The organism is Yinghuangia aomiensis (assembly GCF_039542225.1).
Lineage (GTDB): Bacteria > Actinomycetota > Actinomycetes > Streptomycetales > Streptomycetaceae > Yinghuangia > Yinghuangia aomiensis.
Window position 1 is genome coordinate 1 of sequence record NZ_BAABHS010000018.1, and the last position, 12,432, is coordinate 12,432.

Annotated in this window: 12 protein-coding genes; 6 read left to right on the plus strand and 6 right to left on the minus strand. The window is 71.8% G+C overall.

Features of this window, described 5'->3' with window-relative positions; translation table 11 throughout:
- The first annotated feature begins 493 nt into the window (after positions 1-493).
- A complete protein-coding gene (locus ABEA93_RS24230; protein ID WP_345677840.1) occupies positions 494-1,132 on the plus strand; it encodes a DedA family protein in 639 nt (212 codons plus the stop codon).
- A gap of 77 nt (positions 1,133-1,209) precedes the next feature.
- Here ABEA93_RS24230 and ABEA93_RS24235 read toward each other — a convergent pair whose 3' ends face one another.
- From ABEA93_RS24235 to ABEA93_RS24250, 4 genes are all read right to left on the minus strand, one after another.
- Positions 1,210-1,896, minus strand: coding sequence for a DUF305 domain-containing protein (locus ABEA93_RS24235; protein ID WP_425585082.1), 687 nt, complete (start codon positions 1,894-1,896; stop codon positions 1,210-1,212).
- An 8-nt stretch (positions 1,897-1,904) separates the two neighbouring features.
- Positions 1,905-2,618 (minus strand): thioredoxin-like domain-containing protein, encoded by a 714-nt coding sequence (locus ABEA93_RS24240; RefSeq protein WP_345677842.1) that lies wholly within the window; start codon positions 2,616-2,618, stop codon positions 1,905-1,907.
- 93 nt (positions 2,619-2,711) lie between these two features.
- Positions 2,712-3,113: a hypothetical protein gene (locus ABEA93_RS24245; protein ID WP_345677843.1), complete on the minus strand. Its 402-nt coding sequence runs from the start codon at positions 3,111-3,113 to the stop codon at positions 2,712-2,714.
- A 157-nt stretch (positions 3,114-3,270) separates the two neighbouring features.
- A complete protein-coding gene (locus ABEA93_RS24250) occupies positions 3,271-3,891 on the minus strand; it encodes a TOPRIM nucleotidyl transferase/hydrolase domain-containing protein (protein WP_345677844.1) in 621 nt (206 codons plus the stop codon).
- Positions 3,892-4,033: 142 nt separating this feature from the next.
- Here ABEA93_RS24250 and ABEA93_RS24255 point away from each other — a divergent pair, with 142 nt between their 5' ends.
- The 4 genes from ABEA93_RS24255 (at position 4,034) to ABEA93_RS24270 (ending at position 7,471) form a co-directional block, all read left to right on the plus strand.
- Positions 4,034-4,273: a hypothetical protein gene (locus ABEA93_RS24255; protein ID WP_345677845.1), complete on the plus strand. Its 240-nt coding sequence runs from the start codon at positions 4,034-4,036 to the stop codon at positions 4,271-4,273.
- Between the two features lie 14 nt (positions 4,274-4,287).
- Positions 4,288-6,264, plus strand: a complete 1,977-nt coding sequence (thrS, locus tag ABEA93_RS24260; protein WP_345677846.1) for a threonine--tRNA ligase — start codon at positions 4,288-4,290, stop codon at positions 6,262-6,264.
- Positions 6,265-6,398: 134 nt separating this feature from the next.
- Positions 6,399-6,947: an HIT family protein gene (locus tag ABEA93_RS24265; RefSeq protein WP_345677847.1), complete on the plus strand. Its 549-nt coding sequence runs from the start codon at positions 6,399-6,401 to the stop codon at positions 6,945-6,947.
- 98 nt (positions 6,948-7,045) lie between these two features.
- Positions 7,046-7,471 (plus strand): thiol-disulfide oxidoreductase DCC family protein, encoded by a 426-nt coding sequence (locus tag ABEA93_RS24270; protein WP_345677849.1) that lies wholly within the window; start codon positions 7,046-7,048, stop codon positions 7,469-7,471.
- Between the two features lie 63 nt (positions 7,472-7,534).
- Here the strand turns inward: ABEA93_RS24270 and ABEA93_RS24275 are convergent, their stop codons facing one another.
- Positions 7,535-8,833: a glycoside hydrolase family 15 protein gene (locus ABEA93_RS24275; RefSeq protein WP_345677850.1), complete on the minus strand. Its 1,299-nt coding sequence runs from the start codon at positions 8,831-8,833 to the stop codon at positions 7,535-7,537.
- Positions 8,834-9,013: 180 nt separating this feature from the next.
- Between ABEA93_RS24275 and ABEA93_RS24280 the strand changes: the two genes are divergently transcribed.
- Positions 9,014-9,904 carry a polysaccharide deacetylase family protein gene (locus ABEA93_RS24280; RefSeq protein ID WP_345677851.1) on the plus strand — a complete coding sequence of 297 codons (891 nt, stop codon included), beginning with the start codon at positions 9,014-9,016 and terminating at the stop codon, positions 9,902-9,904.
- Positions 9,905-9,966: 62 nt separating this feature from the next.
- On the opposite strand, the gene ABEA93_RS24285 is transcribed toward ABEA93_RS24280, so the two are convergent.
- Positions 9,967-12,132, minus strand: a complete 2,166-nt coding sequence (locus ABEA93_RS24285) for an elongation factor G-like protein EF-G2 (RefSeq protein ID WP_345677852.1) — start codon at positions 12,130-12,132, stop codon at positions 9,967-9,969.
- Positions 12,133-12,432: the final 300 nt, after the last annotated feature.

The following is a 12,432-nucleotide window of genomic DNA, read 5'->3' on the forward strand; positions in this document are numbered from 1 at the left end:
ACCCAGGCTGTCCTGGCCCTGGCTCGCCGGAGAGTCAACGTCCTGTGGGCGCTGATTCGCGACGGACAGTGCTTCCAACGCGGACTCCCGGTCACAGCAGCGGCTTGACAACATCATTAGGAGGTGGGGCTGCGCCTCTTGCCCTCGCTTTCTGGTGGGTCCGGAGCTGGATGGGGTTTGGGGCTGCGCCCTTGCCTCGGCTCTTGGCGGTGGGCTCGGATGCGGGTGGGGTTTGGGGGTGTGTCCTCTTGTCTTGCTTCCCGTGGTGAGGATGGGGGGCGTGGGCTTTCGGGTTGCTGGGGTGTCCAGTTCGTTGGGTGCTCGGGTGTGGAGGGGCGTTCACCTGGGGTTTCGGGCATCGGCTCGTGGGGAGTCGTGTGAGTGCCGAGGCGGGACCCGCTGTCGGGGTGGGTGGGGCGACGCGCGATGATCGGTCGGTGACCGACACCGACATCGACCTAACCGGCACCAACCGGTCGACCGGAGGCACCCCGTGACCGCGGCCGGAACAGGCCTACTGTTCTCGCCTTGGCTCTGGTTCGTACTGCCGCTCATCGTCTGTGCGGACTCCGTGGTCCCGATCATCCCCGGCGACGAACTCGTCATGGCCGCCGCGGCGGTCGGACGCGACCACTTCGGCTATCTCGCCCTCGTGCTGCTGCTGGCTGCCATGGGTGCCTTCGTCGGCGACCAGTGCGCGTACGCGGTGGGCCGGGCGAAGCTCCGCCGGGGCGGGGACATGACCCTCGGGCCGCGGCGGCAGAAGGCCTTCGATCTTGCGGAGAGTGCCCTCAACCGCGGCGGGATGGCCGCGTTGGTGGCGGCACGGTTCCTGCCCGGTGGTCGGACCGCGGTGAACATCCTTGCGGGACGGGTGGGTTACCCGCCGCGGGACTTCCGGGCCGCCACGCTGGTGGGTGCCTGTATATCGATGTCGTACGCGCTCACCCTCGGCGCGCTCGCCGGCCAGTTCGTGCACGACAGCCCGCTGGTGGTCGCGGGCTGCGGCATGGCGCTCGGGGCGTCGGTGCCGTTGCTGGTCGGCATACCCGCGCGCTTGGTCCGCGCCGTGCGGCAGCGTCGGCTGGAAGCCGCCGCGGAACCGGCCGAAGCCGCGGCCGAAATCGGCTGACCGTACCGCCGGAAGAGCCCCCGGAAAGGCCGGGGGCCGGATACGCGGTGCGCATCCGGCCCCGACAGGTGTCCGCGTCAGGCGCCGCGGGCCGCCAGCATCTGGCGCATCAGGTCGATCTCCGAGTTCTGGCCGACGACCATCGTCTTGGCGAGATCCTTCGCCACCTGCGACTGCGCGTGGTCGAGGGCGTCCTGCGCCATCTGCACACCCGCCTGGTGGTGCTTGATCATCAGCTGCAGGAACATCACCTCGGCCTCGCGGCCCTTGAGCGTCTTGAGCTTCTCCAGCTCCGCCTTGGTCGCCATGCCGGGCATCAGCGGGTCGTCCGGACCCGGCGTCCCCATCGGCATCGTGTGGTCGCCCATCATCGCGGTCATGCCCTGCTGGCTCATCCACTGCATGGGCGGCGCCATCGTCGTCTGGGTCAGGCCCCACAGGTCGAGCCAGCCGGTCATCTGGCCGATCTGGTTCTGCTGCGTCATGGCGATGTCGTACGCCAGCCGCCGCGTCTCCTCGTCCTGCGTCAGGTCGCGGACGATCATGCTCATTTCCACGGCCTGCGTGTGGTGCACCTTCATGTCGCGCGCGAAGCCCGCGTCCACGGAGGTGTCCGACGGCGGGTTGGCGACCTCGGCCTTCGGCACGCCCAGCATGACGGGGGAGCCCGTCGCGGCCGGCGTCTTGCCGCCGTCGTCGGACGAGCATGCGGCGAGTGCGGGCAGACCGAGCACCGCGGTCGCGACGAGCGCGGCCGCCTTCATCCGGCGGTTCACTCCGGCTTCCCGATCCCGCCGGTGCACGCGGCGCCGTACTCCGGCGTCGTCTGCTTGTTGACCCGGTACTGCTTGATGAACGCGTCGATCCGCGGGTCGTCGGGGTTGTCGACCTTGAGCTGGAAGCCCCACGAGGTGACCGTGATCGGCGTCGACATGCCGTCGTGCGGGCTCAGCAGCATGAAGTCGGTGCGCGCCTTGGTCTGCAGCTTCGCGACCTGGTCGGCGGGCAGCGACGGGTTGTAGGTGATCCAGACCGCGCCGTGCTCCATCGAGTGGACGCCGTTGCGGTCCTGGATCGGCTGGCTGTAGATGCCGCAGTTCTGCCACACCGGGTCGTGCTGGCCGCCGACCGGCGGGGTCTGCTTGTAGGTGATGTTCTTGTTCGGCTCGTGGCCCTGCGACGCCGTGTACGTCGACACGCCCTCGATCGGGCTGCTGATGTTCGGGGCCGCCGAGACGTCGGCGGTGATGTTGCCCGACAGGTTGTTGCCGCTCTTGCCGTCGTCGGACGTCATCACGACCGCGGCCAAGCCGGCGACGACACCGGCCGCGACCACGGCGGCGGTGCCGCCGATCAGGATCGAACGCCGCTTGGCGGCCTTCCGGTCGCGTTCCCGCTGCTCGGCCACCCGCTGGCGGGCGGCCGTCATCTTCGCGTTCTTCGCGGCCTTGTTCTGCTTCTTCGAGGTGCCGGACTGCGGCGCCATGATCCCCTCCGGGGAAAGTCATCCGTGATGTGTCGGTGGTCTGCGGGCACGCGCACTCGCCCCGGGACGTGCCAGGGGTGCGCGGAACGCCGGTCAGGTCCGACTGACGCAGAGGTCGTGCAGGTTGCGGAACACCGCGCTGGGCGCGGCGCCGAGGGCGGGACCGGAACCGTCCGGGTCGACCAGCCACGGCGGCACGAACGAGCCGTCCGGCACATCCATGACCGGCGGCAGCGGCGGCACTGTGGACACCTGGCACACCCGGACCTCGCCGCCGCAGCCTCCGCTGCCGCCTTGCGGCTCGTGCGGGCCGCTGACGTGGTACGGGCAGGCGATCGGCCCGGTGAACGGCGCGACCGGCGGCGGCGCGGCGGCGCGCTCCGCGTGCGCGGGGAAGGCCCCGCCCGTCACGGCGGCGAGCACGAACAACGCCACGGCCAACACCCGAACGGCGGGCCGCAGCGATGCGGCCACGAAGTCCGTCCGATGCGTCACGGGCCCCATTCTCACCCGAACGGGTGACCGTGTAAGCCCCGGGAGGGATATTTCACGGCCGCAAAGGCGTAACTCCTTGCGCGATCGGGACACGATCCGTGGCGATGCCGCCAAAACGGGCGACCGGGTCTTGCGCGGCCGTGGGCGGTCCCGCGCGTCAGAGCACGGCGAACAGGCCGGCGAGCGGGGCGGGGACCCGGTCGGGGGGCAGCGCGGCGGCGAGGACGCGCCCGTAGTGGATCTTGCGGCCCTTCTTGGTGCCGAGGAAACGCCGGAGCTGCTGCGGGGCGGGGCGGGTGCGCTGCGCGGGCTGCTGGAGGAAGGTCTCCAGGGCCCGCAGGTCGCCTTCCGCGGCGATCAGCTCGGTCACCCGGCCGACGCCGAGCGCGCGGATCAGCTCGTCCTCGAGGTCGGCTCTGCAGACGAAGAAGTCCCGGACGTCGGCTCCGGCACCGGCCCAGCCGCGGACGTAGAAGTCGCGTTCCCGCTCGTCGCACAGGCCGGTGAGATGCAGGCCGAGCCCGTTCGGGCCGAGAAACCGGGCGAAGCGGCCGACGCTCATCGCGCCGCCCATCGCCAGGACGCAGATTCCGTCGCCGGGCAGATCCCGTCCGCGGCTCGTCGCCAGCGCCTCGACCGCGGCGACGTCACTGGGGCCTTCGAGCAGGACCGTCGTCCGGATCGGCGGGCCCGCGGCGATCGTGCGGGCCGCGTCGTCGCCGGGGGCACCGGCCGCCCATGCGGCCACGGCGGCACGGAACGCGGCCATGTCGGCCATCGGAGCCCCTTCCGACGCAGTGCCCGGACCCATGACGGCATCCCAGCAGGCGGGCGGTCGGGAGGCAATCCAGTCGGCGTCCGCCTGGGGACGGACGGCCGGAGGGGCCGTCCGCGGTGCCGGGCACGAACGACCGGCACGGGTGGGGGGCCGAGAGCGGCTGGTCCGGCGGACGCCCGGCGCGGTGCTGCTGCTCGCGCTCGGTGCCGCGTCACCGGACGCGCTGATCGCCCGGGTCGCGCTCGCGCAGTACCGGACCGAGGGCGTCGTCGACGTGCGCGACCTCGAGGGTTTGTCGACGGGCGGGTCCGGTCCTCGCCCGGGCAGCGCGTCTTCCTCCCGCGCCCCGATAGCATCGGAGGCGCATCCGTTCACATCATGAGTCAGGAGAAGGCTGTGTCCGACGCCCGAGTGATCATCAAACGCGACCCGGAGCGGGAAGAGCGCTTGGTGGCCACGGGGACGACGGCCGCCGAGTTGTTCGGCGGCGACCGCTCGGTGGTGGCCGCGCGGGTCGCGGGCCGGCTGAAGGACCTTGCGTACGTCGTCGTGGACGGCGACGAGGTCGAGCCCGTCGCGATGGACTCCGAGGACGGCCTCAACATCCTGCGCCACTCGGCCGCGCACGTGATGGCGCAGGCCGTGCAGGAGCTGTTCCCCGAGGCCAAGCTGGGCATCGGCCCGCCCATCAAGGACGGGTTCTACTACGACTTCGACGTCGAGACCCCGTTCACCCCGGACGACCTCAAGCGCATCGAGAAGAAGATGCAGGAGATCGTCAAGCAGGGCCAGCGGTTCTCCCGCCGGGTCGTCGCCGACGACGACGCCCGCACGGAACTGGCCGCGGAGCCGTACAAGCTGGAGCTGATCGGCCTCAAGGGGTCCGCGTCCAGCGACGACGGCGCGAACGTCGAGGTCGGCGCCGGCGAGCTGACGATCTACGACAACCTGGACGCCAAGACCGGCGACCTGTGCTGGAAGGACCTCTGCCGGGGCCCGCACCTGCCGACGACCCGCAACATCCCGGCGTTCCGGCTCATGCGCAGCGCCGCCGCCTACTGGCGCGGCAGCGAGAAGAACAAGCAGCTGCAGCGGATCTACGGCACCGCGTGGCCGAGCAAGGACGCCCTCAAGGCGCACCTGAGCTTCCTCGAGGAGGCCGAGAAGCGCGACCACCGCAAGCTCGGCAACGAGCTGGACCTGTTCTCCATCCCCGAGGAGATCGGCTCCGGCCTCGCGGTCTTCCACCCCAAGGGCGGCATCATCCGCCGCGTCATGGAGGACTACTCGCGCCGCCGCCACGAGGAGGCCGGCTACGAGTTCGTCTACACGCCGCATGCCACCAAGGGGAAGCTGTTCGAGCTCTCCGGGCACCTGGACTGGTACGCCGACGGCATGTACCCGCCCATGCAGCTCGACGAGGGCGTCGACTACTACCTCAAGCCGATGAACTGCCCGATGCACAACCTGATCTACCGGGCCCGCGGCCGTTCCTACCGGGAACTCCCGCTGCGGCTGTTCGAGTTCGGCACGGTGTACCGGTACGAGAAGTCGGGTGTCGTGCACGGCCTGACCCGGGCCCGCGGCTTCACCCAGGACGACGCGCACATCTACTGCACCAAGGAGCAGATGGCGGGCGAGCTGGACTCGCTGCTGACCTTCGTGCTGAACCTGCTGCGCGACTACGGCCTCGACGACTTCTATCTCGAACTGTCCACGAAGGACCCGGAGAAGTACATCGGGTCCGACGAGGACTGGGAGGAAGCCACCGAGACGCTGCGCGCGGCCGCCGAGAAGCAGAGCCTCGACCTGGTCATGGACCCGGGCGGCGCGGCGTTCTACGGCCCGAAGATCTCCGTCCAGGCCAAGGACGCGATCGGCCGCACCTGGCAGATGTCGACCATCCAGGTCGACTTCCAGCTGCCGCAGCGGTTCGACCTGGAGTACCAGGGCTCGGACGGCACCCGGCAGCGCCCGGTGATGATCCACCGCGCGCTGTTCGGCTCGATCGAGCGGTTCTTCGCGGTGCTGCTGGAGCACTACGCGGGCGCGTTCCCGGCGTGGCTGGCCCCGGTGCAGGTGGTCGGCATCCCGATCACCGACGCGCACGTGCCGTACCTCCAGGAGGTCGCGGCGAAGCTGCGGGCGCAGGGCATCCGCGTCGAGGTCGACATGTCGGACGACCGCATGCAGAAGAAGATCCGCAACGCGCAGAAGTCCAAGATCCCGTACATGCTGCTGGCCGGCGACGAGGACGTGTCGCAGGGCGCGGTGTCGTTCCGCTACCGCAACGGCGAGCAGAAGAACGGCATCCCGGTCGACGACGCGGTCGCCGAGATCGCGAAGGCCGTCGCGGACCGCGTCCAGGTCTGATCCGGACCGCGCCACCCGCCGGACACCGGGCCGGGCACCCCGCACGGGGCGCCCGGCCCGCGGCGTTGCGGGCGCCCGGTCGGCGGCCGACCCGTGCGCGGGGCGTGACGGCGGGGCGGCATAGGATTTCCCCCATGACGAGCGAGCCGGAGATCCAGAACGGGGTAGGCGAACCGGATGCGTTCCAGCGCCTGTGGACTCCGCACCGGATGGCCTACATCAAGGGTGAGGGCAAGCCCAGCGGCCCCGCGGCCGCGGACGGCTGCCCGTTCTGCGAGATCCCCACGATGAGCGACACCGACGGGCTGATCGTGCAGCGCGGCGAGAGCGTCTATGCGGTGCTCAACCTGTACCCGTACAACGGCGGCCACCTGATGGTCGTGCCGTACCGCCACGTCGCCGACTACACGGACCTCGACGAGCCGGAGACGGCCGAACTCGCCGACTTCACCAAGCGCGCGATGACCGCGCTGCGCAAGGCGTCCGGCGCGCAAGGCTTCAACATCGGCATGAACCAGGGCCACGTCGCGGGCGCGGGCATCGCCGCACACCTGCACCAGCACCTGGTCCCGCGCTGGGGCGGCGACACCAACTTCATGCCGGTCGTGGGACACACCAAGGTGCTCCCGCAGCTGCTGGCCGACACGCGCGCGATGATCGCCGACGCGTGGCCGGTCGACTGAGCACCCGGCCTACCCACGCAGCACGCGGCACGCAGGGCCACAACGGCCGCGACACCCGACCGCGCCGGCGTCCGGGCCGGCGGTGAAGGCAGGAAGCAATGGCAGCGACGGCAGCACACGCACCGGCGGAACAGCGCCCCGTCCTCGTCTACGACGGCGACTGCGGCTTCTGCACGAAGTCCGTCCAGGTCCTGGAGCGCCTCATCGGCCCCGATGTCGAGGTCGTCGCCTGGCAGTTCGCCGACCTCGACGAACTCGGCGTGACCGCGGAACGAGCCCAGCACGAAGTCCTGCTGGTCACCCCGATCGGGGACGTGTACGGCGGCGCCGAGGCGTTCGCCAAGCTCCTGGCCTTCGAACGCGGCCCCTGGACGCTGCCCGGCGCGGTGCTCCAGCTCCCCGGCGTCGACAAGACCGCGGCCGCGGTCTACCGCCTCATCGCCGAGAACCGCTACAAGCTCCCCGGCGGCACCCCCGCCTGCGCCCTGCCCGCGGACCGCCGCCCGGGCGCCCACCACAGCTGACCGACCGGCTCCTCCACGGGCCGACGTGCCGACGGGTTGACGTGCTGACGGGTTGACGACCGGTCAGCCCGGCGGCACCGGCAGCGGCTGCTCCTGCGCGGTCAGCGCCAGCAGCACCGTCGCCGCGGTCCACGCCAGCGGCGCGACGGACGCGGGCTGCCCGTGCACGTCGACCTTCTCCGGCAGCGACCCGGCCGCGGTGCGGTGCGCCGCCAGCCAGTCGAGGTACGCGTCCGCGCCCGCCCGGTCGCCGGACGCCGCGGCGTACAGCGCGAAACCGGCCGTCTCCGGCGTCCACGCCGCATGCGGGTCGCCGCGCCACGCCTTCCCCGGCAGGATCCCCCCGTTGGGCAGCGTGAGTTCGTGCGCGGTCCGGGCCGCCGCCGCGGCCACCCCGGGGTCCGGCGCGGCGAACGGCGGGCCCAGCCACACCACGGCCGCGTCGGCGCCGCTCCGCTCCGACGGCGTCCGGTTGTACCCGTGGGTGCCGAAACGTTTGCGTACCGCTCCGGCGAGACGCTCGGCGGCGCTCGACCAGCGCTGCGCCTCGGCGGCCGCGCCGGTGCGGCGGGCCAGGTCGGCGGCACCGCGCAGGCCCGCGAGCAGCGGCGCGGCGGTGCCGAGGGTCTGCTGGTCGGTGCGGGTCTCCCAGTAGTCGGGCGCGGCCGGCGGCAGGCCGTCGCGGCCGAGCGAGTCCGCGGCCTTGTCGGCGGCGGTGCGGACGGCGGGCCACAGCGCGGCGAGGGTGCCGCGGACCCCGGGGTCGTCCGGGCGCTGACGCACGTACCAGAACCAGGTCGCCCACGGCATCCAGCCGTCGGCGTCGAGCTGGGCGGCGCGGCCGTCGCCGACCTTGCCGCCGTCGAGCCGGTAGCGGGCTTCCCAGGTGCCGTCGGGGCGCTGCAGTCCGGCGAGGTGGCGCAGCACTTGGGCGGCGTCGTCGCCGTGTCCGGTGACCGTGTAGGCGGCCGCGGCCCAGGCGGCGTCGCGCGGCCACACGTACTTCCAGATGCCGTGCCAGGCGGCCGCGACGGCGCCGTCGTCGCCGGTCAGGACGCGCAGGTCGACGAGTGCCTGGCCGGCCATCTCGCGCTGCGCCGGGGTGCTGCCGGGCACCGTGCCGGCGGCGAGCCAGGCCTGTTCCTCGGCGGTGTGCCGGCGCGGTGCGGCGTTCGGCGGGCGTTCGGCGACGCCGCCCGGTGCGGCGCGGTCGTCGGCGACGCCGCCGAGGAGCAGCGGGCGGGTGCCGGGCCGCGGGGGGTCGGCGGGGCTGCGGAGTGCGGCGACGAGGGTGATGCACAGGGCGACCCCGAACAGCACGGCCGTGAACCAGAGGGGCCGGTGCGGCGTGCGGATCCGCATCGCGACCTCCTCAGCGTTGGACCGGTTTGGCGGCGGGCCGCGAATCGTCAGACGATCACCAAGTATGACGCCTGGGTGGTCGGGCCGCCGACCGCACCCGGCTACGCTGAGGCCGCGCCCCCAACCGGGCGTGCCGGTCCGCGGGACGACCGACCGGCGGACCACCAGGGGAAACGGGTAGTGGACCGACCAGAGGACCGAGCCAAGGACCAACCGACGGACCGCACGGCCGAGTCGGCCGCGGACGGCGGAGACGGCGCAGGACGCGGGGACGGCGCGGCCAAGCGTTCGCGCCGCAGATTCCTGCGGGACTTGTCGATGGTCGGCGCGGGCGGCGTCGTCGGTGCCGCGGCGGCCGCCACGGTGGACCGCACGGCCCTGGCCGACGACCACAAGTTCCCGGCGAACGGCCCTGCCACGCACCCGGACCGGCACCACCCGCCCAAGCACGGACACGTCGACGTCCACTGGAACGTCGACACCGAGAAGAAGCTCGTCGCGCTGACGTTCGACGACGGGCCGATGCCGCAGTGGACGCCGATGGTCCTCGACACCCTGGAGAAGGCCGACGTTCCGGCCACGTTCTTCCTGGTCGGCCGCCGCGTCCTCGACAACGCGCGCATTTTGGAAGGCCGCACGGCACGCCACGAGTTCGGCAACCACACGTGGGCCCACAAGAACCTCGCGACGATGGGCGTCGACGCCGCGCACGACGCCATAGCCCGCGCGCACGACGCCATCGAGAAGGTCACCGGCCGCGAGCCCACGCAAATGCGCCCGCCCTACGGCCACCTCGGCGGCACGACGCTCCTGGCCGCCGCCGACCTCGGCTACGACGTGACGCTGTGGTCGCTCCAGATGGTCGAGTCGGAGTACGTGAACAACCCTCCGGGCCTCGTCACCTACATCGTCGACTCGGTCCTGCCCGGCACGATCCTCCTCGCCCACGACACCGGCCCCCAGGACCGCCTGGTGGCGCTGAAGGGCCTGCCCGACATGATCAGCGGGCTGCGCGCCAAGGGCTACGAGTTCACCACCGTGTCCGAACTCGTCGCGGAGAACCGGAAGTAGCGCAGGTGCCCGGCCGGACCGCCGACGGGGCCGACCGGACACCTGCGGGGGCAAAGCAGCGGTCAGGCGCCGTGGCCGTTCGCCTTCACCTTCGCCGCCATATGCGTCGGCATCGGCTCGTGGCGCACGTACGCCCGGCTGAACTCGCCGGTGCCGTGCGACAGCGAACGCAGGTCGATCGCGTACCGGCTGATCTCGATCTCGGGCACTTCCGCGCGGACCAGCGTCCGCCCGGTGCCGACCGGTTCGGTGCCGACCACGCGGCCGCGGCGGGACGACAGGTCGCTCATGATGGAGCCCACGTACTCGTCGGACACGATGATCTGCACGTCCGACACCGGTTCCAGCAGATGCACCTCCGCCGCCGCGGCGGCCTCGCGCAGCGCGAGTGCGCCGGCCATCTGGAACGCCATGTCGGACGAGTCGACCGAGTGGGCCTTGCCGTCCACCAGCGTCACGCGCAGGTCGACGACCGGATAGCCGGCCGCCACGCCCTTGGCCATCTGGGCGCGCACGCCCTTCTCCACCGACGGGATGAACTGCCGGGGGACCGAGCCGCCGTACACCTTGTCGACGAACTCGAATCCGGCGCCGTTCTCCAACGGCTCCACTTCGATCTCGCACACCGCGAACTGGCCGTGCCCGCCGGACTGCTTCACGTGCCGGCCGCGCCCGGGCGCCTTCGCCGCGAACGTCTCGCGCAGCGACACCTTGTGCGGCACCGCGTCGACGGCGACGCCGTAGCGGCTGCGCAGCCGGTCGAGGAGCACATCGACGTGTGCCTCGCCCATGCACCACAGCACCAACTGCCGTGTGTCGGGGTTGTGTTCCAGCCGGAGCGTGGGGTCTTCGGCGACCAGCCGGGACAGGCCCTGGGACAGCTTGTCCTCGTCCGCCTTGCTGTGTGCCTCGATCGCGACCGGCAGCAGCGGGTCCGGCATGACCCACGGCTCCATGAGCAGCGGCGTGTCCTTGTCGGACAGCGTGTCGCCGGTCTCGGCGCGGGTGAGCTTCGCGACGGCGACGACGTCGCCCGCGATGCCCTTGCCGAGCTGCCGCTGGGTCTTGCCGAGCGGCGACGACAGCGCGCCGACCTTCTCGTCGACATCGTGGTCCTCGTGGCCGCGGTCGGCCAGGCCGTGCCCGGACACGTGCACGGTCATGTCCGGGCGCAGGGTGCCGGAGAAGACCCGGACCAGCGAGATGCGGCCGACGTACGGGTCGGAGGTGGTCTTGACGACCTCGGCGACGAGCGGGCCTTCCGGGTCGCAGGTCAGTGGCGCGTGGGGCTTGCCTTCGGGTGTGGTGACCGCGGGGACGTCGTGCTCCGGCGGGGAGGGGCAGGCACGCACGATGCCTTCGAGGAGTTCGACGGTGCCGAGGCCGTTGGCCGTGGACGACGCGAGCACCGGGTAGAAGCTGCCGCGTGCGACGGCGGTCTCCAGGTCGGTGACGAGCGTGTCGACGTCGATCTCCTCGCCGCCGAGGTAGCGGTCCATGAGGGTCTCGTCTTCGCTTTCCGCGATGACGGCCTCGATGAGCCGGTTGCGGGCCTCGTCGATGAGCGGCAGGTGCTCGGGATCGGGGTCGCGGGTTTCGCGGCTGCCCGAGCTGTAGTCGTACACGCGTTTGGTGAGCAGGCCGAGCAGGCCGGCCACGCCGCCGTCGTCGTCGTGCAGCGGCAGATACAGCGGGAGCACCCGGTCGCTGTCGCCGTCGCCGAACACGCGCTGGCAGATCGCGGTCATCTCGTCGAAGTCGGCACGCGCCGAGTCGAGCTTGGTGACCACGATCGCGCGCGGCATGCCGACCGCGGCGCATTCGTCCCACAGCATGCGCGTCGACCCGTCGACGCCGTCCGCGGCGGACACCACGAACAGCGCCGCGTCCGCGGCGCGCAGGCCGGCCCGCAGGTCGCCGACGAAGTCCGCGTAGCCGGGGGTGTCCAGAAGGTTGATCTTGACGCCGCCGAACTCGACGGGGGCGAGGGACAGCGACACCGAGCGGTGCTGCCGGTGCTCGATGTCGTCGAAGTCCGACACCGTGGTTCCGTCCTCGACGCGACCGGGGCGCGAGATGGTTCCGGTCGCGACGAGCAGGGACTCGACGAGCGTCGTTTTCCCCGCGCCCGTGTGGCCGACCAGGACGACGTTGCGGACGCTACCCGGGCCGTCCACCGCCGGACCTGCACCGGCGGCCCCGGTTGCTCCACCAGACTTGTCCGCCAATGCCCTCACCTCCTCTGTGTCGGGTCTTGCCTCGAAGCCATCGGAGTCATCCGCGTCATCGGAGTCATCCGAGTCGTCAGTGGGGGAGCTGTGCGTGGAGGAGGCGCGGGGAAAGGCCGGTCGCTCGGCGCTTCACGTCCGCACATCCGGTTCCTCACGGCAGCTTTCCGCCCAAAGCGGGCCGAGCACAAGAGCACAAGGCACGTTCTTCCAGTCTCCGCCAGTCTCCGTCCCCCTGCCCGCGCGGCGGATCCGGCACGCCCGCGTGACGCGGGGACACCCCCATCCGGCGGCGTCAGT